This is a genomic window from Rhodothermales bacterium, assembly GCA_013002345.1.
In the GTDB taxonomy this organism is placed as follows: Bacteria; Bacteroidota; Rhodothermia; order Rhodothermales; family JABDKH01; genus JABDKH01.
Window position 1 is genome coordinate 12,891 of the sequence record JABDKH010000200.1, and the last position, 22,047, is coordinate 34,937.

Consider the following 22,047-nt stretch of genomic DNA (forward strand, 5'->3'; position numbering starts at 1 on the left):
CTATGGCCTTTACTTCTGAATCCGTCGAAGCACTTGTTGATCAACTCAGCAAGCTTCCAACGATCGGTCGCAAGACTGCGCAGCGCCTGGCCGCCTACATCCTCAAGATGTCGAGGGAGGACGTCGTCCAGATTGCGGAGGCCCTCGTCACCGTCAAGGATCGTGTCCGATTCTGCAGTATCTGTTTTAATGCGACTGACCACGAACCGTGCGCCATCTGCGAGTCCCCCAAGCGCGACCACTCGGTCATTTGCGTAGTCGAGGAAGCCAGCGACGTGAGCGCTCTGGAGCGCACCAATGAGTTTCGCGGCGTCTACCACGTGCTGGGCGGCGCCATCTCGCCGCTGGATGGAATCGGACCGGAGGATCTGCGCATTCGCGAACTGGTTGGCCGTGTTCAGGACTTCGCTACTTCAGCCCATTCGAGCGACTCGGCCACGTCGAGCCTTGAAGTCATCCTGGCGATGAATCCGAATGTCGAGGGTGACACTACCGCGTACTATCTATCTCAACTGGTCAAGCCTCTCGGAGCGAGAGTCACTCGCATTGCGCGCGGTCTACCGATCGGTGGTGACCTCGAGTATGCCGACGAAGCAACCCTGTCGCGCGCGATGGAAGACAGGCTGACCATGGACACCGACGCCTGAGTCGCGAAAGTACGATCCCCATCATGTTCTTAGTCGGGCGCAGAACATCGATCGTCCTGTTCGTGTTCGTTCTGGCGGTTCTCGCCGGGTATGTCTTCTGGCCTGCACTTGAGGTGTTTAGTCAGGGTCTCCGGCCTTCGCTGATCGGGAAAATCTTCTCGTCCTGGCGTTCGGCCAATGTCAGGGCTCTCGTAAACTCGGTCGCGATCTCGGTCTACTCGGTCGCGGGTGCAGGCGTAGTTGGCACTTTTCTGGCCTACCTGTTCTACCGATTCGACTTTCCGCTACGTCGCTTCATGATGGGCGTCGCCGTCCTTCCTCTTGCTCTCCCCCCTCTCGTTGGCGTCCTGGCGTTCCTCTTTCTCTATGGTGAAAGCGGGATTTTGCCACGTACCGTACAGCTGCTTCTGGGTCTCGACGCCGTCCCATTCTCATTCGACGGCCTCTGGGCCGTATGGCTTGTACATGTCTACACCATGTACGTCTACTTTTATCTGTTCGTGGCTTCCGCGTTGCGGAGCATCGATGGAGGATTACTTGAGGCGTCGGCCGATCTCGGCGCGCACGGATTCAGGACCTTTGTGCGCGTCATTCTTCCTCAGTTGCGGCCATCTCTGATCGGCGCCTCGCTGCTCGTATTCATGATCTCCATGGCCTCGTTTACGGCCCCCCTTCTCTTCGCAGGTAACGATCCGTTCCTGACGCTGCAGATCTTCAACTACAAGACGAACGGCAATCTCGACCTTTCCGCCGCAGTCTCCTGTGTCCTGACCATCATTTGTCTGATCTTCCTCCTGGCAATCGAGCTGGGCGGCCGAAAGAAACTCCACCGTACGGCGTCGAAGGGAGTGGCGTCGAAACCCACGCCTGTCGGAAAAGGCCTCACAAGGATATTTCTCATGTCAGGTGTGGCCCTGTTCCTGACCCTCATTCTGCTTCCGATCGCGACCATCGTACTGATCTCGCTCGCCGAAACGGGAAGCTGGACCCTTCAGGTCATACCCGAGCGCTACACGTTCGAGAATTATGCGAAGCTGTTCTCTGAACCGCAGATCTTGAAGCCGATTCTCAACAGCCTGAGGATGGCCGGTGTCGCGACCGCTGCCAACATCGTGTTCGGTGTGGCTGCCGGCCTGCTGATCTCCAAGGTCCGACTCAGGGGAACGACCCTGCTCCGAATTCTGACGGCCCTCCCGTTCGCCATCCCGGGAACAGTCATTGCCGTGAACCTGATACTTACGTTCAATACCCCCTCTCCTCTGTCTGCCGGTCAGGTGCTCGTGGGCACGTTCTGGATTCTACCGTTGGCCTATTTCATACGAAACATCCCGCTCATCGTACGCGCAACCACGGCCGCGCTGGATGGTATGGACGACTCGCTGGTTGAGGCATCGGCGGATCTGGGCGCCCGGCCGCGAATGACATTCCGGCGGGTTGTGCTTCCTCTGATCCTGCCGGGTGTTCTCGCAGGAACGCTACTCACGTTCGTTGCCGCCCTGGGCGAGTTCGTCTCGTCCATCATGCTCTATGTATACTCGAACAGGCCGATCAGTGTCGAAATTCTCGCTCAGCTTCGGCTGTTTGATTTCGGCTCCGCCGCTGCGTACAGCGTACTTCTGATGATCATGGTTGTGATCGCGTCGTTGTCGACCAGGTTGCTCAGCCGGGGAAGGAGTCAATTGGGCGAGGCATTCCTCTAGCCCATCGACAGGAAGGGGCAGTATATTTCCCAACAATTCAGGCAATTCGGACAAGATCTGTGAAGTTTACCATTATCGGAGCCGGTGCGATCGGGTCTCGAATCGCCGACGAGCTGGTGCGCCGCGAGGAGGTGGATGAGGTCCATGTATGTGATGCGGGCTCACGGGCGCTGAAACTCCTGCACGAAACGGTGGACAGTCCGAAGGTCCGATCGTATCAGGTTGACGGGCGCGACGAACGGATCCTTAGGCCGATCATCCGCGGCAGCAATTGCGTGATCGGATGCGCAGATCCCGAACTGAACCCGCTGATGGCGGCGCTGAGCATAGACGAGGGAAGCCATTTCTGCGATATGGGGGGAAGCGGTGGCATTCTGCATCAGGAGATGAGTCTCAACGACGAAGCACGAAACAGGGGCGTCTGGGTGCTGCCGAGCTGCGGCCTCGCGCCTGGACTCATCAATCTCCTATGCCTGCTCGGTGTCGAGCAGTTTGACGAGGTCGAAGCGGTTCACCTGAGGGTGGGAGACGTCCCGCTCCATCCCGAGCCGCCGTTCAATTTTCGGCTGAGCGTTTCGGCCAAGAAGTTGATCGATGATTACAGTATGCCGGCCCACCTGCTTCGCGATGGAAAGATTGTGGAGGTCGAGCCGCTATCGCACGTCGAGGACATCTACTTCCCTCCTCCTTTTGGACAGCTTGAAGCGTTTTGTACCGCCGGCACGCTCAACACGCTGGCGACCGAACTTCAGGGTCGTGTCAAAACGCTGGATCTAAAAACAGTGAGATGGCCCGGTCATGCGAGCCAGATGGAATTCCTGCTTGGCCTGGGCTTTGGTGAGAAGCGCATCATCGACGTGCGTACGCACCTGACATATAACGACGTCCTCGTTCGCCGACTGCAGCAGAAACTGGGTGGTGAACACGAAGACGCGGTCCTTCTGCGAACGTGTATCGCCGGAAAGAAGGACGGCCAGGATAAGACGCTCGTTTATGAGATGATCGAGCGATACGATCAGGCGAATCATGTGACTGCGATGCGCAAGTGTACGAGCATTCCGACTGCTACGATCGCCTATATGCTAGCGACAGGAACGCTTGAAGGCGGTGGCGTGGCGCCGCCGGAAACAGTTCTGCCGAAACGCGTCGTATTGGACGAACTCAATCGGATCGGGTTGACCATCGATGAAAGGTGGTACGATGGTTTTGCCGCTGCGACCGATCCGGACGGACTGAAGCACTCGATGGCTTCGGTTCAGACCCCGTAGGCCCGGAGAGTTGAGCCGGACAGCGCGGCACCGTGAACGATCAAATAGGCGACAAGGTCAACGATGTCACTGGCATGTACGCCTCCGCCCTCGCCGTCGAAACGGATGGTCGACGGGGCAATAGCATGAGCGAAGATATCGCTACTGCCAAACTCGGCTGCCACGGACTCGACGAGACGAGCAACCCCGGCTTTCGCTGCTGAGTACGCAGACTGCTCCGCGACGCCGCCGTCTACACCCTGTCGCGAACTGATGCCGACGAGCGTCCCGCGTCCTGACTTGATGAGGCGCACGGCCTCCCTGAAACAGAGGAATGTCGACGTCAGGTTGACCTGCAGCATGAGATCCCAGTCTTCCTGGGTGGTCTGCAGAAGTGGTGATGCTGACCACATCCCAACGGTATGGACAAGCGCATCAATCCGGCCAAATTCGTCCCCGATTTCCTCGAAGCACGCGACTACACTGGACTCGACGATAAGGTCGGCACGCTTTACGGTCACGGACCCGCCGGAGACTTGCGGTACGCGACGCGCCTCGGCGTCCGATACAACCAGCGCGACGACGTCGGCGCCGCGACCCGCAAACTCCTCGACCATACGCGCCCCGAGACGTCCGCCTCCTCCAGTAATCACGATACGCTTCGATGTAAGATCAATCCGGTCCATTCTCGATATCCTCGAATCAAACACAGTATTTAGAAATATACCGTCTCGTCGACACTTGAAGGTATGCAGGTCCTGTTTTCAGGAACACGACCGGAACGATCTACCCGCCTTCGTCGTCATCAAGGTCAGTTCTAATCGTATGGCTCCGACCTCCATTCTGGTGTACATTACAACCCGGTTTCAGGCGACGAACTGAGTCTATCAGATCCCACATTTCTCGATCAATCTGCAGCGCGTATAGGCATCTTCGGCTACGAATTCTGACAGGCGGCCCGAAATGACTTGGTAGCTCGAGTCGCCAAACCGTATCAAAAGCCAGATCGACCTGGACGTGCAATCCGATCCGTCGACAATTCCTCAGCGAGAGGGCTCCCACCGCGTGTTGTGGCGCCGTGCGGCAGCCTTGTGCTATGCGGGTCTCGTGTTGATCTCTGCGGCGTGGATCTACGCCGGATCATCTGCACAACCTGCCGACCTTGCTCGATCCAGCTGGTACTTCGCGGCAGCCGACACGGACTCTGTCGCGGTGAACGACGATGACCTACTTCGTCGGGCGCGCCGCTTTCGCGCGCCGGCCGACACGGACTCGGTTGCGATGGATGACGATGACGACCTTCTCCGCGCCCGCCGCTCACTCGCACGCGTTGACAGCCTGACGTCCGACACGACCTTTGCTGACTCCACTGCGGCAGACACAGTTGGTGTCGCCGCGGATACGCTGAAGTCGCTGCCCTTCATTCCCCTGTTCCGCAGGGACCGCCGATCGGCAAGTCTCTTCCCCCGAAGCCGACGGCCGCTGTCTTCCAAGCTGAGTCCGACGTGGAAGCACAGCATTCGACTGGACTCGACGACGGGTGGCTACATCGCTACCGAAACCGTTTCGAACCGAGATGTGCGAGACCCGGTGCTCCTGGATCGTGCCTCCTACCGAGTGTCGAGAGGTCGAAAGGGCATGAGGCAGAACTGGTCGGCCCTCGTCGAGCAGCGCGAGCGCCAGCGACGGCAGCGGCGCCGCGGCGGACTTGGTTTCAACATTGTGGTGCCCGGCGGTCGTCAAAGTGCCTTCACCACAATATTCGGAAAGCCGGAGGTCGACCTGCGCGTAAACGGGCAGGCAGATATCCGCGCCGGCTTCGACTATCGAAAGAGCGACCAGCAAGTCTCGGTAACAGGCAAAGCTGCACAGCTGGACCCGGACTTCAAGCAGGATCTTCGGCTCGGCATCACCGGCTCCATCGGAGACAAGATGCGTGTCGACGTCAACTACGACACGAACAATCAGTTTGACTTCCAGAACCAGCTCAAGCTGCAATACACCGGCTACGAAGACGAGATCATCCAGAGTATCGAAGCCGGAAACGTCTTCCTGCAGACACCTTCGACGCTTATCAGAGGCGGTCAGAGTCTATTCGGTATCAAGAGTCAGTTCCAGCTTGGCGGGCTGCACCTCACAACCGTGATGAGCCAGCAGGAGGGCCAGTCGAACTCCCTCAGTATCAACGGTGGTTCGGAAGCAAGCAAGTTCGATCTCAAGCCCACCGACTATGACGAAGGCAAGCACTTCTACCTTGCCTACTACTTTCGTAACCGGTGGCAGGACGCACTCGCGGATCCGCCCAACATTCGCGTCGCTCATGGCTTTACCAGGATCAATGAGGTGGAAGTCTGGAAGTTCGAGCTGACCTCACCCGAGGATGAGAATGTGCGCGACATCGTGGCGATGGTTGACCTCGGCGAATCGGATGAGGTGCTGACGCTGGCCAATCGTTTTACTCGCGCCTCTGCCAGTGACCTCCCGCGGAACCAGGGCGACCGGTACCTCGATACGGAAATCGAGACGCTGCGCGATACGGAAACTCTACCGAATTCCTTCCTGCGAGACGTGAAAGGGCTGTCCGACAACGACTTCCAGACCGGTCGGTTTCGCAAGTTGGAGTCCGGACGTGACTACGTGATTGATGAGGTGCTCGGATACATTTCGCTGAATCAGCGGCTTCAGGACAACGAAGCGCTCTCCATCGCCTACCGGTACATTGCTGGCGGCCAGGTATTCCAGGTCGGGGATTTCTCTTCGGACGGATTTGGCGGAGACCAGCGGCTGGTCCAGAAACTTCTGCGACCCAATCAGCCCCGGCAGCCGAATCTGACAGCCGACCCTCCCTTTAATCCAGCTGCGTGGTATCTCGAACTCCGCAATATCTATCCAATAGGCGGGCGGGGAGTAAATCCCAGCGATTTCCAACTGGACGTTGAGTTCCAACCTGCCGGCAAGACGGCCCAGACGAAACTGCCCGGAGTGGGAGAACCGCAGACCCTCATTCAGCTCCTCGGTCTTGACCGGCTGAACGAAGACGGCGCCCCCCGACCCGACAACCTCTTCGACTATCTGCCGGGATACACCATCGAGTCGAGCAAAGGCTTACTGATTTTCTCATACCTGGAGCCGTTTGGCGGACGCATTGATTCGCTGATCAGCGAGTCCAATGCGACGCCGGCAGAGAAGTCGGAGCTCCGCCGCGTTTACGTTTTTTCCCGCCTCTACACCGAAAAGAAACAGAACGCGCGTCTGGATACTCAGCTTGACGTCTATCGGATAAGAGGTTCGTTCAAGGGTGCCGCGCAGGACTTCTACGACCTTCGAGCATATGCGGGTCTGGTTCCCGGTTCCGTTCGCGTGAGTTCGGCCGGCAGTGAGCTGCGCGAGAACGTGGACTTCGTTGTTGATTATCAGAGTGGGACGGTGACCATAACGAATCCCACTTTCTTGACGAAGGATGTCGAGATCTCGTACGAACAGAACTCGTTCTTCAACCTTCAGAAAAAGACCCTCCTTGGTGCGCGTGCAGACTACGATCTCGACGAGCGTTTGTCGCTGGGTGCTACGGTCATGCGGTTGAGCCAGAAGTCCCCGATCGACAAGTTCCGGATCGGTGAGGAGCCGATCTCCAACACGATCTGGGGTGTTGATGGAGCGATCAACCTCGAACCGCGCTGGCTCACCCGTTTTGTTGACGCCATTCCATTCATCAACACGAAAGCCAAGAGCTCCATTTCTATCACGGGTGAATTTGCTCAGCTCCGGCCGGGCCACACGGAGACGGCCGCGTTCGACCGAACGCGGAAGGAGCTCGAGCGCGAGGGTCAGGACTTCAAGCCCGACGAACTCGCCGGAATATCCTACGTCGATGACTTTGAGGGTTTCGAAAACACGTACTCCCTGGCTCAACCGGGAACGTGGCAGATGGCCGCACCTCCGGATTCCATCGGCGCTATCGACCGCGTCGGCGTACAGACCGGACCTGTCGGCGACTCACTCCGAACGACATGGCGCGGTAACTTCGCCTGGTATCGTGTGAACCAGAACATCATCTCAGAACTCTCAGGAAGCACAACCGTCCGCCCGGATGCCGTGCGCGTCGTGCTGATAGAAGAAGTCTTCCCGAATCGTGACATCAGCGGCGAGATCGACCGGACACAGCCTACCCTTGATCTGTATTTCAACCCGGGAGAGCGAGGGCCCTATAACTACACGACGGAGCTGCGCAACTTCCTGAATAACCCGAAGGATGCCTGGGGCGGTATGATCCAGCGACTCCCGGACGGCTTCAATGACTTCAGCCTGAAGAACATCGAGTTCGTGGAGTTCATCATGCAGGCCTATCCTGAGAATCTATCTAACGATGCAGGGCCTGATGCGAAACTGTTTGTCGACCTGGGATTCATCTCCGAAGACCTCCTCCCAAATGAGCGTCTTAATGACGAAGACGGATTGTCGACGGCCACAATTGGAGAGACGTCAGTGTCGTCGTGGGGTCGTGTGCCCGTCGTTGCACCGGACCGCGTGCTGAAGGTCGACACGGACAGTCGCCGGACGGAAGATGTCGGCATCGATGGTCTTGCATCGTACGGCGGCGATTACCCGGCGTTCGCTACAGAGCAGGGACACTTCATTGACTTTCTGAATGCCCTTGATCGTACGGAGACCGACCCCCGCTATCTGGCCGAGATTGCACGAGCGGAAGTCGATCCGTCGGGAGACGATTATCACTTCTACGGAAACAATCGATATTTCGAAGACACTCGATTCTATCCGGGTGGCGCGACGTTCCAGCAGCGCATGACACGGTACTTCGCCGGTCATGAGCTCAACTCATTTGAAGGGCAGACCGAACTGGCGGAGAACACCTCCGTACGCAGGGGCAACTCCCGCTTCCCGGACAGTGAGGATATCAATCTCAACTCGACCGTCGACACGGAGAACAGCTACTTCCAGTACAGCCTTCCCTTGTCGAAAGCGGCCCTCGATTCGCTTGCCCGACCCGATCGTGTCGATGACTTCGTCGTCGGGCAGATCAAGGATGGAGATACCGGGCGCGAGACCGGCTGGTATCAGATTCGGATACCTATTCGGTCGTTTTCCCGTCGAGTCGGGTCGATCCAGGACTTCAGCAAGATAGAATCGATTCGCATCTGGACAACCGGACATGAAGTGCCGGCCACGCTGCGATTCGCCACGCTTGAACTCGTTGGAAGTCAGTGGCAAAAATCGGAGCAGATCAAGCTTGAGCGCGAACCGCCCGGCGAGGAAGACGCCCGTGACACAAGATTGAGCATCTCCAGCGTCAACAACGAAGAGAATGCAGATGTTTACCTGTCGCCACTCGGGACCGTAGTCAGTTTGACCAGACTCGCGAGTGGGGGAACACAGAACGCGCGGGAGCAGGCGATGGTGCTGCGCAGCGAGAATCTCTATCCGGGTAGACAGCGGGGCATATTCAAGACATACAGCCAGGGTCTCGATTTCCTCAAGTACTCCAATGTTCGAATGTTCGCCCACCTTCACGGGGACCTTGGTGATGGTCGAAAGCTGGCGGATCTCCCAATCGAAGAGGGGCGATCAAAGGCCTCCCTGTTTATCCGGCTTGGCGCCAACGAGACAAACGACTACTACGAGTACGAGCAGCCTCTGACGCCGAGCAGCGAGCTCTCACGAAACTCAGGTGTACTCTGGCAGACGGGACAAGATTTTAACGGTCAGACGGTCGACCTGAATTCCATCAACATAGAACTCGCGGCGCTGAACCAGCTCAAGGTGACACGTGACCAACGCGGAGTTCGAACCGACTCTGTGTTCTGGGCAAGCGCCGACGATTTCGCCCCGCCCGGAACGAGGATCGGTATCATTGGCACACCTTCGCTCAGTCGTATCAATACGATTGCAATCGGCATTCGCAATCCGGCGGATACATCGAGCGTCAGTACCAGCGACATACTTTCCGATGTCACGGTGTGGATCAACGAGCTGCGGGTAGCGGGATACGATGAGAAGGCCGGCTGGTCTGCACTCGCCAATGCATCGATCCAGCTGGCGGACCTGGGTCGAGTGCGAGCCAACATCCAGACCCAGACAGATGGATTCGGATCGTTGTCCAGCTCACTCGGCGAGCGAGATCAACAGGCGATAACCAACTGGAGCGTGACCACGGAATTGAATGCTGACAAACCGATCCCTGAGCGGTTTGGATGGAAGATTCCGCTCTCGTATCAGATTCAGTCAAACACGACCACTCCGCGCTTCGCACCGAGTCGCGGAGACGTGCGCCTCAAGGAAATCCTCGCTCAGATTGACGATCGAGAGCAGGACGGAGAGATCTCAGCCGAAGAGGCGCAGTTCGAGCGGGACGAGGCGAAGCTGGCGGCGGAGACCCACAGTGAATCGCAGTCCTTCACGGGCCGGATTGGCAAGAGCGGCTCGAAGTCGAAGGTCCTGAAGTACACGCTTGATGGCATTTCGGCGTCGTATTCGTTTACGGATTCGAAGGCGCGCAATCCGTCGCTCGAACTGAATGACTCCTGGCGATGGTCGAACACGCTTGGTTACCGACTCAATATTCGAAAACCCCGAACCGTCCGGCCGTTCTGGTTTCTGGATGATATTCCGGTGCTCGCAGCGCTCGGAAGCATTCGATTTAACTATCTGCCTCAGTCTCTCAGTGCATCGGCCACTACGTCCCGCAGTCTCACTGAAACGAGGGAGCGCCCGCGGTTGCTGGGCACCGACACGCGCAACGCGACGGAGGTGCTGGTCGACAATCCACTCCGCGGCAAGCACTCTTTCAGCCACTCGCGCAATTTCAGTCTTCAGTACAATCCCTTCCAGTTCCTCAACCTGAGTTTTGACACAAACACCGGTCTAAGCCTCAATGCCGCCGGCGTCGACACGCTGTCGGTGGTCGCGGACACCCAGCTCGACACCGTCTATACCAACGCTGATGGCAAGTTCACTCTGGAGGACTATTTGCAGCTCCCGGGCGCCGATCCGGATGCGATCGGATCTACGGTTTTCGAACTTAACGAGTTGGATGTGCGCGGAACACGAAGTGTACTGGGCAAGCTGGTCACCAAAGGCGAGGGGGTCCGTGCAGAGCGGCACGGCCAGCGATTCACTGCCACGTTGCGGCCCCGGTTGACGAGTAGCAAGGCGCTCGACTGGTTGAACATCCAGGACATTGTTTACAGCGTTCAGTACTCTTGGCAGAACGGATCACTGGGTCGAAATACTGGCGCGTCTGTCAGCAACCGCGTAGACATTCGAACCGGCGTGAGCCTCAGGATACAGGACCTCTGGCGCAAGTTCGGATTCTACCGCAAACTCGAGGAGGCACAGCGCAAAGCCGACAGCGAGAAGACGGCACAGCGTCGCCAACGCGAACAGGAACGTGCGCGACAGAAGAAGGAGGCGGAACGTCGCAGAGAAGAGGCCGAGACCCTGGCGCTCAAACTTGCAGAGCAGAACGACGAGGCCGATGAGACCGATCAGCCTGACGCCGAGCAAGTGGAAGAACCGGAAGCCCCGAAAATGGAGGCCCAGGAAGAGGCCGTTGAGAGCGAAGACGAAGGCAACCGTCGGCGCTTCCCGATTCCTCTGCCCAACCCCGTCTCGATCCTGCGCAAGACGGCTCTTGCCTTGACCGGAATTCGAGATCTCTCTCTCACATATACGGGCACTCGCGGCTCGCGATCAGGAAATGTCGGCGACCCGCTCACCGGTGAGTCCGCATACGGACTCATCGATGCATTCAAGGGCAAGGGTCCATCGCTAGGATATCGATTCGGCTTCGCGCGCACTGTGCCCAGCGAGGAACGCATTAATGATCCCACCCTTCAGGTGACAGACGTCATCGAGAACTCCGATCAGTTCCAGGGCCGAACGTCCCTCAATCCTAGCAAGGCTCTTTCAATCAACCTGACATGGTCCCTCAATCAGGCCGAGAACACAACAAGGACGTACAGTCAGCAAGATCTGATCGGCATTCCCCCGTCACTCAACCGGACGGGCACGAGTCGAGCCTCGATATGGACGTTCGGTGCATCTTATCTGAGTCTGCTCGAATCGCAGTTGGAGATCTTTGCAGCGGACGTTGCCGCGGCACAGGCCAATGGTACCGGCACCGCGCTGCTGGGTGACGAATCGGGCGATGGGCAGGTTATTCTCACCAACAAGAGCGTGGTCGCGGGCTTCAAGGAGGCGTTCACTACGAGTTTTGGGAGCATCGGCAGCCAGAAGATTCCGTTTCCACTGCCGGGATGGAATGTGAACTACACGGGATTCGGCAACTGGCCGATCATCCGAAAGCTCGTACAGTCGGCTACAATCCGCCATGGATACACGGCCGACTACAGTTCGGACTTCCGAACAAATTCCCTTGCCGCTGCCGTCGCGCCGAGCGACACCAGTCTTGTCTTTGCATTCGTTCCAGGAACGAACATCTCTTACGTCGTGCCGCGCACCGAAGCGGGTGCGGTACGCATTAACCAGAGATACCAGCCGTTTATTGGTCTCGATTTGAATTGGAAGGGACGCGTTCAGACAAACATCGCGTGGAACAAGAGCACGTCCTATTCACTGAGCACAAGCAACTATGAGATCAGCGAGAGTTCGACGAACGAGCTGACCGTCAGTGCGAACTTCCAGAAGGTCGGTCTTCGCATTCCGCTTCTGGGCAAGAAGCTCAACAATCGAGTGAGTATCGGTCTGTCCGTCTCACGTTCTGTAACACTTGATCAACGATTCCTGATGCAGAAGGCCCTCGCGACGGCGGCGGCTGCCGGGCCGTCGTTCGATCTGGCGGAGGCGCTCAGCGGCGATCTTGTGAGTGTCATCACGGCGCACACACGGCTCTCCATGTCACCCCAGGTTTCCTATCAGTTTAGCAATCGCGTCACCGCAAACTTCACCTTGCGGTATGAGAAACTGGACTCCGAAATTAGCCGGCAGCCGTCCTCAACGAACATGACCGGTACATTCAACGTTCGAGTCAACATCACGAACTGATTGTTTGACGTCGCGGGCGGATGGAACCGGAAGAAAACAAGCCGAACGAAGTCGTAGTCTGCCATCTCGGTCGCGCCGAGTATGAGCCCACCTGGGATCTCCAGCGACGGCTTCAATCCTCGCTTGCCGCGGCAAAACGGATCGACCCGAACCACCGGGAGCCACACGTCATACTCACGGTAGAGCATCCGCCGGTCTATACGCTCGGCAAGAGCGGAGATGTCAGTAATCTCCTGATCGGCTCAGAGGAGTTATCCGCGGAAGGTGCGACGTTCATTCAGATCGATCGCGGCGGTGACATCACGTTTCATGGGCCCGGGCAACTGGTGGTCTATCCGATACTTGATCTGGGACACTTCTTCCTGGACATTCATCGATATCTCCGGACGCTTGAGGATGTCGTGATCGCGACGTGCCGGGATTTCGGCATCGGCGCAGGCCGGAGCACCGGCCGAACGGGCGTGTGGGTCGGACCGGACGCTCGAGGTGCCGAACGAAAGATCTGTGCCATGGGTATCAAGTGTTCGCGATGGGTGACCAGTCATGGACTGGCACTGAACGTGAGAACAGATTTGAAGTACTTCCAGAACATCGTGCCGTGTGGAATCGCGGACCGCGGCGTTACGTCCCTGTCTGCCGAGATGGGCAGGAAGGTGGAAATCTCCGACGTGGCTCCAGTTCTCATCGGCCACATGGCACGGCTTTTTGAGATGTCCGTTCAGCAGTTCTCCGGTGAACCCGCGCATGAATACCTTCGCGAGCGTCTGGGCGAGCAGGAAGAACTGGCAGGTCCGATCAGTGAAGAGCGCCCGAAAACATCTGCGGTGTAGCCGATTGTTTTTGACGACACTCGGCGATAGACTAAACTACAGTGGATAGGTCGTACTCACTCCAACCGAAGCACGGACTCACATGGGTTCTTACAATCTAGGCTCGTTCTCTGTCCGCCTTGTGGCCGAGACGCTTTTCTACGACGAAGAGTACGGGGCCCTCGGTAACCTCAGCCTGATCGATGAAATCGGGTCAAAGGAGCGTTACATCGCTGCCTATTCGCCCGAGGATCAGCATTTTGTAATCGACGAGGCGACGGAGTGGGAGCAATTCGAGCCCGAAGAAAACGACGATATCGGCTACGCGCTGGCGAATCACACGTCAGAACACGGAACCTATCTGACGGCTGAAGAGGCCGCCGCCGAAATTCTGAAACTGGCTGAGAGCCATGATCTCACGCCCAGTATCACACTCCTCTTTGAGCAGGACGACGTCGTTTAGTCTCCTACCGCGAGTAGTATGACGGTGTGGATGTGGGCGGAGCTTTCCACACGCCGACTCCCATCATCAGCCACGCCGCCACGAAGAGAACTCCTCCTACCGGCGTAACGGCGCCCCAGAGGCCATCATTCGTTATGGCCAGAGTGTAGAGACTCCCGCTGAAGACGATGATACCCGCCAGAAACAGCCATCCGGCGTTTCTGATCATCTTGCTTTCGTAACGACGAACCAGCAACCCCACCAGAACCAGCGCAAGGGCGTGGTACATGTGATAACGCGCCGCTGTCTCGTACACATCCGCCCGCTCTCCAAGCACGTCTGAGAGTGCATGAGCGCCGAATGCGCCGGCCAGAACACTAATACTTGCGGCAATACTGCCGATAAGAATAAAAACCCGTCCAGACATGGGTCACCGCTTGTTGTGAACGACTTTTACCGGCGTGGGGGCGCGGAGTTCACCGCGCAGTTCGTCGAAATGCCGGTCAGTCGTTGCACGAATGGCAGGAACATCAGGAGGCATTCGATGGCAACCAGAAGAAGTGTTGTCAAATGGTTCGACGCCAAGAAGGGCTACGGCTTCGTCGTAGATCCTGCCGGAGGGCCTGACATCTTCGTTCACTACTCTCAGATTGAATCAGACGAACGATTCAAATCCCTGAAGACGGGCCAGGAGGTCGAGTTCGAGATCTCCGAAGGACCGAAGGGAAATCACGCGTTACACGTCGTCGGACTCGAAGACCCCCCGGATTCTTCCGAAGGAACGGAGTCGGAACTCCAGACGCATAACGGACAAGAGCAGGCCCATTGACCCTTAGCGAAGCGTTGGTATTTTCGCAGTAGCGAGACTATCTTTCCCGCCGCCTGTGTCGCGTCCAGAATCCGAACGGATGGTCTGAATTGGAGTGGCCGGGTGTTCGTCCATCGCTGTTTTTGAACGTCGTCGTGAGATGTCTTTTAGCTTCTCGCAGAAAGATCTGGATCGGATCGCTGAAGTCCTGAACGCAGAGCCAAAGCACGATGGCTCGGCATTGCGGTTTGACCTCAGAGATCATTCGTCCGGGCGCAGCATTGCGCTGGAAATCCGAACAGCCATCCAGGCGCCGGGCGTAGCGGACGGAGATCCCTACACGCTTGTCTCAGTGTACGCCGCGAGTTCGTTTCTGCAGCTTCAGAATTGCACCGGCTACATTGCCAGCGCCGAGCTCGGAGAAGTCATCTTCTTCGGGAAGCATGGCGGGGTTACGAATGGACTTGTGGTCGAGCGCGAAGCGGGCTGTTCGCTGTACGCGAACGTCGACGATCGCCTTCTGTCGGCCGACTTCACGCTTCTGCCGCCCGAGCTGATCATGTGCAGCGTTGCACTTTCGATGTCCGATACCCTCTTCGACGACCTTGGTTAGCCATCACGGCATCGTTGGTCACAGTCTACAATAGCCATCCGGTCGAAACGGTCGCCGGAGACGAGCTCACTGTCCTCGTTGAGCAGGTTCTTCATGGCGAGAGCGCAGGCGACGCCATCGTGACCGTAATCCTGTGTGACCACGACGAACACCAGGAATTACACCTCAAGTACCTCGGCCACGACTATCCAACCGACGTCCTGGCGTTCTCGCTTGGCGAAGGCGATCAGCTTGAAGGTGAGGTCTACGTGGATCTCGACACGGCCCGCGAGCGCCACAGCGAATTTGAGTCGTCCTTTGAAATGGAGGTTGCCAGGTATGCGATCCACGGCACGCTTCATCTCCTCGGGTTCGACGACCACGATTCTGACAGCCGATCAAGGATGAAAACCAGGGAGGACCATTATGTCAATGCACTCGCTAAGCGGCGATCTCACGGGGGCACGGAACCTTGACTTCCCAGAAGTGTGAAGACTAGTGACCCCAACTGAATTGCATCGTGTCAGACCAGCAATCGATCATAGTCACATCAAGCCTATATGAAGCCGAGAATCACTGCGCGTCACTTCTCGCTTACGGACAAACTGCGAGATGTCGTGCACGAGAAATACGCCAAGATTGAAAAATATTACGACGGAATAACGGACGCTCGCGTCATACTCACTGTGGAGCGAGGTCGACCAAAAGAGAAGACGGCGGAGATCATTATTACGGTGTTTCGGCAGACACTTTCCTCACGCGACGTTGGCCCCAGTCACGAAAAAGCACTGGACAACTGCGTTGAGGGCCTTCGACGGCAGCTACTCAAATACAAGGGCAAGTTGAAGGACACGACGAAAGACGTTCATCGCTAGTCCGTCAAACTCACGCAAGTTTTCGAAGGCGGGAGACGACCTCTTTGACGTGCCGGGCCGTTTTCATGATGTAGAAGTGCAGGCACGGCACACCGGCCTCGATCAGCTCGCGGCTCTGCTCGACAGCCCAGGCGACGCCGATCTCCGCCACGTGCTCGTCGGCAGCAGCCTCGATTTCGGCGGCCAGCGCCTCCGGAATCTCCAGAGCAAACCTCGATGGAAGCGATTTCAGTTGCTTCCGGGATGTGATGATCTTCAACCCCGGCAATATCGGGACATCGACACCCGCTTCCCTGCACCGATCTACGAAGCTGAAATAGTGCCGGTTGTCGAAAAACATCTGCGTGGTTACGTAGTGTGCACCCGCGTCGACTTTCTGCCTGAGATGCAGAACGTCCCAGGCCATATTGGGCGCTTCGAAGTGCTTTTCGGGGTAGCCGGCAATACCGATGCAGAAGTCGGTCGGATCAGCGTCTATCAACTCTTCCAGAAAGCGGCCGTGGTTCATCGAGCTAATCTGCGCGACGAGATCGACGGCCTGCTTATTGACTGACTTGTCCGGCGGGAAGGTCTTTTCGTAGCCGTGGTTGTCTCCACGCAAAGCCATCACGTTCTGAATACCGAGGTAGTTCAGCTCGATCAGCGCATCCTCGGTCTCCTGCCGGGTGAATCCGTGACACAACAGGTGAGGGACCGCCTCGACGCCGAAACGTCCCTTAATCGCCGCACACAGGCCCAGCGTCCCAGGCCGCTTTCGCTTGATTCGACGCATCCATGACCCATCCGGCATCTCCTCGTAGTATACTTGAGCGGCATGACTGGTCACATCGATGAAGGGCGGCTCAAATTCCATCAGAGACGAAATAATCTCGAAAATCTCCCCTGCAGACCCACCCCGCTCGGGCGGAATAATCTCATAGGAGATTAAAGTCTCTTTCCTTCGGTCTATAAGTTCCGTTATTTTCATCGGCACCTAAACAAGCGGTCAATATCGCCGAACCTACTACGGTATCCTCCCCCGTCCGAGCAGCAGGGGGTCGTCTTACTTCTAGATCGTACCGGAGTTCATGATAGGAATAGTCTTTTCGACGGAAGAGGAAGCCAAGCCGTTCCTGACCAAATACGAGCGGGGACGGTTTGACGGCCTTGTTGAGGGCGAGGCCTACCATGACGATCACGTCCTGGTGACCCTCCTGGGAACGGGCAAGATCAAGGCTACGCTGCGGACAGAGCGATTGCTCAATTCGTACGACCTCGACCGGCTCCTCCACGTTGGGACATGCACGGCCCTGAGCAGTGATCTCAAGATCGGAACGCTGGTTGCCGCATCGCAGGTATTCGAGGGTGATCGAATCGAGATGTCTTCACCCAGCTATCCCCGGATGCCTCTCGAGCAACCCCTCGTCGCCACGAAGAAGGCTACGCTGGTCACGCAGGATCATACGATATCCGACGAGTCAGAGATGAACTACTGGCAGCGCATCGCCGACGTCGTCGACATGACCGGATATGCCGTGGCGTATGTCGCTGCGACTCACGGCCTGCAGTGCCATATCGTGAAGGCCGTTTCGGCGCGTGTCCTGGAAGAAGATGCGACGCTACAGAAGACGCTCAACAAGTCGTACAAGACGATCGCGGATTTCCTTGTCCGCGAACTCGCGGCGCAGCAGCAGTTGCCCGGAAAGAACTAGTACTAGTTCCGACGAATCCACAGGTCATCGACCCAGGCACTCGGGACTCCTGATGACCTTGATGATCCTGATGATCCGGAAGTCCCGAAGTCATAGGTTAGCAGCAGCCGGGTTTCCTCCCCATACTGCTGATCCTCATGGATCTCCCGTGCGCCGACCGGCATCGTGAGGCCGGCCCGTGCAGCCTGGCGACGCACATGGACGGACTCCCGCTCCAGCGCACCGGGGTCGTCAGTCTCCCAGATCTTGAGACTGATAATAATGGTCCATATCAGCAGGCAGGCCAGCAGGGCCACACCAACTGCAGCAAATACAGCCGCCATGGTAGTCACGGTGGAATTGACTACTGTAAAGTAGTAAGACCAAACGACTTTTCGTACAACCGTCCTGCCGGCACTTCAGCCAAAAGCGGGTGCATGGCCAGAATTCTACTCATCCGGGGTCGCGGTCGGGGCTGGAACGGCCTCCGGTTCCTGCGCCCTGAGCACCTCTTCCTGCAGGTTTCGCTCCTCGATCGTCTGCGAGTCCACGTTGCCGAGGTCACCCCTGAAAGCAGTATCAAGAAGCGTGAAGATGATAAATACCATCACCATCATGATGCCCACCAGAAGGACGAGCAGGTTCACCTTGTTGTCGTACTTGAGTCCCATGAAGAAGGCGACAACAAGTGATGCTTTGCCGACCGCAATGGACAGAGCCAGCGGGACATTGAAGGCGCCAAGATCAATCTGCGACGTTACAACCGTTACAACGGTGAGTATGACCAGCGCGATAAACGTGGCCAGCAGCGTCCGATACGCGGTTATATGATGATCGTGGCTTCCAGCGTGTGCCATGAAAAGTCCGAGATTCGATTAGATCAGATAAAGGAGCGGAAACAGGAAGATCCAGATGATGTCGACGATGTGCCAGTAGAGCCCCACCAGTTCTACCGGAGTGTACCAGGCCGACGAAAAATGTCCCTTCGTAGCGCGGACGGTCAGCCAGATGAAAAGCCCGATTCCGATAATAACGTGCAGCCCGTGGATGCCCGTCATGATGTAATAGATGCTGAAGAACTGGGCGACGTAGGGGCCGGCCACCTCTGAATAGGAGTAATGCTCTCCCGGGAATACACCCAGGTGGAATTTGTGCGTGTACTCAAAGTACTTGACGACAAGGAATGCAATTGCGGCAGCCATCGTCAGCGCAAGGTTGATGATTAACCCTTTGCGGTTGTCATTCTGGATGAAGTGAATAGACAGCGCCACCGTAAAGGAAGAGCCAAGAAGGACAAGTGTGTTGAGGCCGCCGAGCCACGGATTGAGGAGCGTGGAACTCTGTACAAAGACCTCCGGATACCATACCCGGTACACGGTATAGGCCACGAACATGCCCGCGAATAGCAGGATCTCCGTCACGAGGAAGAGCCACATTCCCATCTTCGCTGCGTCGAACTGCTGCTCGGACGAAACGAAGTGATGCTGGAGATGCGCCGGGTGCGAATCAGCGTGTGCAGGCGAAGAGGATGACGCCATCTATGATCGTTGTGTTTGGGTTTACGGGCGGCGACGGATCAGCCGGGCTGAGTCTCTCGAGTGTCTGCGATTTCCTGCGTCGCATGTCCGTCTCCGAACTCCTCGGAAAGCAGGTGGAAATCATACGGACCCCGGGAGACGATCGGAGTTTGATGAAAGTTGTGAGGATCGGGCGGTGAAGTCGCGTGTGTCCACTCCAGCGTTGCCGCGCCCCACGGATTTGACGACGCGGTGCGGCCCCTGAAGAGCGATGCAAGGAGATAGAACAACACGATGAATAAACCGGCCCCGAGGATCCACGACCCGTACGTCGAGACCTCGTGCATGGTCTCGAACCGCGGCAGGTAATCGTAATAGCGGCGGGGCATCCCTTGCGTCCCCAGCACCAGTTGGGTGAAGAACGTAATATTGAAGCCGACGAATATGAGGGCAGCCGCAATTTTCCCAAGCATCTCGTTGTACATCTTGCCCGTGATCTTCGGCCACCAGTAGTGTAGGCCTCCAAGGGCAGCGATCACCGTTCCACCCATCATCACATAGTGAAAGTGTCCGACGACGAAGTACGTATCGTGCAAGTGCACATCGAGGGCGAGCACTCCGAGGGCAATTCCAGTGAAGCCGCCGATAGCGAAGAGAAACAGGAACGAAAGCGCATACAGCATCGGGGTCTGAAGCCAGATCGAGCCGCGATACATCGTCGCTACCCAGTTGAACATCTTCACGCCAGTCGGAATACCGATGAGGTATGTAATAAGCGAAAAAATGACGGCAGAAATCGCGGACTGGCCTGACACGAACATGTGGTGACCCCAGACCAGAAAGCCCAGGAATGCAATCGCGACGGATGAAAGGGCGACAAACCGGTAGCCGTGTATCGGGTGACGCGAGAAAACGGCGATGAGCTCGGAGATAATCCCGAAGGCCGGCAGAATCATGATGTAGACGGCCGGGTGGGAATAGAACCAGAAGAAGTGCTGGAACAGCACCGGATCGCCACCAAGTGCCGGGTCGAATATCCCGATTCCAAGAAGCCGCTCAAAGAAGAGCAGTACCATCGTGATTCCGATAACCGGGGTCGCAAGAACCTGGACGATACTCGTCGCATAGATACCCCAGACGAACAGGGGAAGACGATTCCAGGTCAGCCCGGGTGCACGCATCTTGTGCACGGTCACGATGAAGTTGAGCCCCGTAAGAATTGACGAGAAGCCCGCGACGAAAACGGCCATCGTCATGAACAGTACGGAGTCGCTCGATCTCGACGAGTAAGGCGTATAGAACGTCCAGCCGGCATCCACATTCCCGACGATGAGGGCGCCGACAACAAGCAATCCTCCCGCCACGAATATGTAGTAGCTGGCAAGGTTGAGTCGCGGGAAGGCCACGTCCTTCGCTCCCAGATGCATCGGGAGGACGAAGTTGCCCATGACGGCAGGTATCGATGGAATGATGAACAGGAAGACCATCATGATGCCGTGCATCGAGAAGACCTTGTTGTAGGTCTCCGCGGTCATGATGTCCATTCCGGGATTGATGAGCTCGTACCGGACCAGCATCGCAAGGACGCCGGCGACCATGAAGGCCGTTGCGACCGTGACGAGGTACATCAGCCCGATTCGCTTGTGATCAAGCGTCAGCAGCCACGACTTGAGGCTCTTGTCGTGGTTCAGGTAATGAACCGGAGGTGGGGTCGCGTCCCGGGTAGTTAACGTCGTTGCGCTCATATCAGGTAACGATAATACTGTGACCGGTAGCTACTCGAGCGACTTGATGTAAGCCACGAGAGCATCGAGTTGCTGCGGTTGAAGCGTCGAATAGGTTGCGGGCATCGCAGGCGGATACGTATCGACGATCTTCGCTGCCGGGTTGATGATAGACTCGAGGATGTAGTTGTCGTCAGCGATCAGGCTCGTACCATCTGTAAACTGCTCCGGGCGCCCGAGGAGCCCTTTGAGCGTTGGCCCTACTCCGCGGGTTCCGTCAACGGAGTGACACACGGCACAGTTCTGTTGACTGAACAATACTGACCCGTACTCGACAGGAGTCATGTCGCCCATCCCGCTGGTCGCTACCCAGGCCTTGAAGTCTTCTTCGCTCTGCACGATAACTTTCGCGAGCATCGCCGAGTGCCCCGTACCGCAATACTCGGTACAGAATATGTCGAACTCCCCCACCTCGGTTGCCTCGAACCATACAGACGTATAGCGATTGGGCAATACATCAAACTTGACCCGGAAAGACGGCACGAAGAAGCTATGCAGGACGTCGTCGCTGCTCATGGTCAGTTTGACCGGACGATCAACGGGGACTCGCAGCTCCGATCCGACCGACGTCCCGTTTGGATACGTGAAGTTCCAGGCCCAGCTCGATGCACGAACCTGTATCTGGTATGCATCTGCGGGTGCGATGCTTTGCTTCAGAAACGCCTTGAATCCCCAGGTGAATACCAGGAGGCACAGGATCAGGGGGCCGGCAATCCAGGCGATCTCGACGACCTTCCGCTCGGCCAACGGCGCCGGGATGTGCTCCCCGTCACCGCGCCGGCGATATCGAAATACGAAGTACACCATCGCGCCAATCACAGCCACGAACAGAATCAGGCTGATCCAGAACACGAAGTAGAACAGGCCGTCGATCTCCGACGCGAGTGTCGAAGCCTGTTCCGGCATCCAGAAAGTACCCTTGTCACCCATTTCTT

The 22,047-nt window shown here is 57.1% G+C and carries 19 protein-coding genes; 11 read left to right on the forward strand and 8 right to left on the reverse strand.

Annotated features, from left to right (window positions below; all coding sequences use genetic code 11):
* The first annotated feature begins 2 nt into the window (after positions 1-2).
* Genes recR through HKN37_10290 form a run of 3 tightly spaced genes read left to right on the forward strand, consistent with a single transcriptional unit; the run spans position 3 to position 3,615 of the window.
* Positions 3-647 (forward strand): recombination protein RecR, encoded by a 645-nt coding sequence (gene recR / locus HKN37_10280; GenBank protein ID NNE47033.1) that lies wholly within the window; start codon positions 3-5, stop codon positions 645-647.
* A 23-nt stretch (positions 648-670) separates the two neighbouring features.
* Entirely contained in the window at positions 671-2,347 is a 1,677-nt protein-coding gene (locus tag HKN37_10285) for an iron ABC transporter permease (protein ID NNE47034.1), read from the forward strand.
* Positions 2,348-2,406: 59 nt separating this feature from the next.
* On the forward strand, positions 2,407-3,615 hold the full coding sequence (locus HKN37_10290) for a saccharopine dehydrogenase (protein NNE47035.1): 1,209 nt from the start codon (positions 2,407-2,409) through the stop codon (positions 3,613-3,615).
* On the opposite strand, the gene HKN37_10295 is transcribed toward HKN37_10290, so the two are convergent.
* Positions 3,603-4,280, reverse strand: a complete 678-nt coding sequence (locus tag HKN37_10295; GenBank protein NNE47036.1) for an SDR family oxidoreductase — start codon at positions 4,278-4,280, stop codon at positions 3,603-3,605. The genes HKN37_10290 and HKN37_10295 overlap by 13 nt on opposite strands.
* A gap of 331 nt (positions 4,281-4,611) precedes the next feature.
* Here HKN37_10295 and sprA point away from each other — a divergent pair, with 331 nt between their 5' ends.
* The 3 genes from sprA (at position 4,612) to HKN37_10310 (ending at position 13,887) form a co-directional block, all read left to right on the forward strand.
* Positions 4,612-12,615: a cell surface protein SprA gene (gene sprA, locus HKN37_10300; GenBank protein ID NNE47037.1), complete on the forward strand. Its 8,004-nt coding sequence runs from the start codon at positions 4,612-4,614 to the stop codon at positions 12,613-12,615.
* Between the two features lie 20 nt (positions 12,616-12,635).
* Positions 12,636-13,445 (forward strand): lipoyl(octanoyl) transferase LipB, encoded by an 810-nt coding sequence (gene lipB / locus HKN37_10305; GenBank protein ID NNE47038.1) that lies wholly within the window; start codon positions 12,636-12,638, stop codon positions 13,443-13,445.
* Between the two features lie 82 nt (positions 13,446-13,527).
* Positions 13,528-13,887: a hypothetical protein gene (locus tag HKN37_10310; GenBank protein ID NNE47039.1), complete on the forward strand. Its 360-nt coding sequence runs from the start codon at positions 13,528-13,530 to the stop codon at positions 13,885-13,887.
* Positions 13,888-13,891: 4 nt separating this feature from the next.
* On the opposite strand, the gene HKN37_10315 is transcribed toward HKN37_10310, so the two are convergent.
* Positions 13,892-14,293 carry a DUF423 domain-containing protein gene (locus HKN37_10315; GenBank protein NNE47040.1) on the reverse strand — a complete coding sequence of 134 codons (402 nt, stop codon included), beginning with the start codon at positions 14,291-14,293 and terminating at the stop codon, positions 13,892-13,894.
* Positions 14,294-14,410: 117 nt separating this feature from the next.
* On the opposite strand from HKN37_10315, the gene HKN37_10320 reads away from it, so the two are divergent.
* The 4 genes from HKN37_10320 (at position 14,411) to raiA (ending at position 16,141) form a co-directional block, all read left to right on the forward strand.
* A complete protein-coding gene (locus HKN37_10320) occupies positions 14,411-14,695 on the forward strand; it encodes a cold shock domain-containing protein (protein ID NNE47041.1) in 285 nt (94 codons plus the stop codon).
* A 139-nt stretch (positions 14,696-14,834) separates the two neighbouring features.
* Positions 14,835-15,287 carry a hypothetical protein gene (locus HKN37_10325; GenBank protein ID NNE47042.1) on the forward strand — a complete coding sequence of 151 codons (453 nt, stop codon included), beginning with the start codon at positions 14,835-14,837 and terminating at the stop codon, positions 15,285-15,287.
* A 14-nt stretch (positions 15,288-15,301) separates the two neighbouring features.
* Entirely contained in the window at positions 15,302-15,742 is a 441-nt protein-coding gene (gene ybeY, locus HKN37_10330) for an rRNA maturation RNase YbeY (protein NNE47043.1), read from the forward strand.
* Positions 15,743-15,826: 84 nt separating this feature from the next.
* Positions 15,827-16,141: a ribosome-associated translation inhibitor RaiA gene (gene raiA / locus HKN37_10335; GenBank protein ID NNE47044.1), complete on the forward strand. Its 315-nt coding sequence runs from the start codon at positions 15,827-15,829 to the stop codon at positions 16,139-16,141.
* Between the two features lie 10 nt (positions 16,142-16,151).
* Here the strand turns inward: raiA and metF are convergent, their stop codons facing one another.
* Positions 16,152-17,108 carry a methylenetetrahydrofolate reductase [NAD(P)H] gene (metF, locus tag HKN37_10340; protein ID NNE47045.1) on the reverse strand — a complete coding sequence of 319 codons (957 nt, stop codon included), beginning with the start codon at positions 17,106-17,108 and terminating at the stop codon, positions 16,152-16,154.
* Between the two features lie 100 nt (positions 17,109-17,208).
* On the opposite strand from metF, the gene HKN37_10345 reads away from it, so the two are divergent.
* Positions 17,209-17,832 (forward strand): 5'-methylthioadenosine nucleosidase, encoded by a 624-nt coding sequence (locus tag HKN37_10345; protein ID NNE47046.1) that lies wholly within the window; start codon positions 17,209-17,211, stop codon positions 17,830-17,832.
* 2 nt (positions 17,833-17,834) lie between these two features.
* Here HKN37_10345 and HKN37_10350 read toward each other — a convergent pair whose 3' ends face one another.
* The 5 genes from HKN37_10350 to coxB all read right to left on the reverse strand — a co-directional run bounded on the left by HKN37_10350 (position 17,835) and on the right by coxB (position 22,042).
* Positions 17,835-18,155: a hypothetical protein gene (locus HKN37_10350; protein NNE47047.1), complete on the reverse strand. Its 321-nt coding sequence runs from the start codon at positions 18,153-18,155 to the stop codon at positions 17,835-17,837.
* A 105-nt stretch (positions 18,156-18,260) separates the two neighbouring features.
* Complete coding sequence (locus tag HKN37_10355) at positions 18,261-18,668, reverse strand: oxidase (protein NNE47048.1); 408 nt, start codon at positions 18,666-18,668, stop codon at positions 18,261-18,263.
* Between the two features lie 18 nt (positions 18,669-18,686).
* Positions 18,687-19,349, reverse strand: a complete 663-nt coding sequence (locus HKN37_10360) for a cytochrome c oxidase subunit 3 family protein (GenBank protein NNE47049.1) — start codon at positions 19,347-19,349, stop codon at positions 18,687-18,689.
* Between the two features lie 38 nt (positions 19,350-19,387).
* Positions 19,388-21,073: a cytochrome c oxidase subunit I gene (gene ctaD / locus HKN37_10365; GenBank protein NNE47050.1), complete on the reverse strand. Its 1,686-nt coding sequence runs from the start codon at positions 21,071-21,073 to the stop codon at positions 19,388-19,390.
* Between the two features lie 30 nt (positions 21,074-21,103).
* Complete coding sequence (gene coxB / locus HKN37_10370) at positions 21,104-22,042, reverse strand: cytochrome c oxidase subunit II (GenBank protein ID NNE47051.1); 939 nt, start codon at positions 22,040-22,042, stop codon at positions 21,104-21,106.
* Positions 22,043-22,047: the final 5 nt, after the last annotated feature.

What these genes read in the sequence shown, in the direction of transcription:
- recR (NNE47033.1), top strand. Translation starts at nt 3, where the DNA reads ATGGCCTTTACTTCTGAATCCGTCGAAGCACTTGTTGATCAACTCAGC.
- HKN37_10345 (NNE47046.1), top strand. Translation starts at nt 17,209, where the DNA reads ATGATAGGAATAGTCTTTTCGACGGAAGAGGAAGCCAAGCCGTTCCTG.
- HKN37_10285 (NNE47034.1), top strand. Translation starts at nt 671, where the DNA reads ATGTTCTTAGTCGGGCGCAGAACATCGATCGTCCTGTTCGTGTTCGTT.
- HKN37_10320 (NNE47041.1), top strand. Translation starts at nt 14,411, where the DNA reads ATGGCAACCAGAAGAAGTGTTGTCAAATGGTTCGACGCCAAGAAGGGC.
- lipB (NNE47038.1), top strand. Translation starts at nt 12,636, where the DNA reads ATGGAACCGGAAGAAAACAAGCCGAACGAAGTCGTAGTCTGCCATCTC.
- HKN37_10350 (NNE47047.1), bottom strand. Translation starts at nt 18,155, where the DNA reads ATGGCGGCTGTATTTGCTGCAGTTGGTGTGGCCCTGCTGGCCTGCCTG.
- HKN37_10315 (NNE47040.1), bottom strand. Translation starts at nt 14,293, where the DNA reads ATGTCTGGACGGGTTTTTATTCTTATCGGCAGTATTGCCGCAAGTATT.
- HKN37_10310 (NNE47039.1), top strand. Translation starts at nt 13,528, where the DNA reads ATGGGTTCTTACAATCTAGGCTCGTTCTCTGTCCGCCTTGTGGCCGAG.
- HKN37_10295 (NNE47036.1), bottom strand. Translation starts at nt 4,280, where the DNA reads ATGGACCGGATTGATCTTACATCGAAGCGTATCGTGATTACTGGAGGA.
- ctaD (NNE47050.1), bottom strand. Translation starts at nt 21,073, where the DNA reads ATGAGCGCAACGACGTTAACTACCCGGGACGCGACCCCACCTCCGGTT.
- raiA (NNE47044.1), top strand. Translation starts at nt 15,827, where the DNA reads ATGAAGCCGAGAATCACTGCGCGTCACTTCTCGCTTACGGACAAACTG.
- HKN37_10355 (NNE47048.1), bottom strand. Translation starts at nt 18,668, where the DNA reads ATGGCACACGCTGGAAGCCACGATCATCATATAACCGCGTATCGGACG.
- HKN37_10360 (NNE47049.1), bottom strand. Translation starts at nt 19,349, where the DNA reads ATGGCGTCATCCTCTTCGCCTGCACACGCTGATTCGCACCCGGCGCAT.
- metF (NNE47045.1), bottom strand. Translation starts at nt 17,108, where the DNA reads ATGAAAATAACGGAACTTATAGACCGAAGGAAAGAGACTTTAATCTCC.
- coxB (NNE47051.1), bottom strand. Translation starts at nt 22,042, where the DNA reads ATGGGTGACAAGGGTACTTTCTGGATGCCGGAACAGGCTTCGACACTC.
- HKN37_10325 (NNE47042.1), top strand. Translation starts at nt 14,835, where the DNA reads ATGTCTTTTAGCTTCTCGCAGAAAGATCTGGATCGGATCGCTGAAGTC.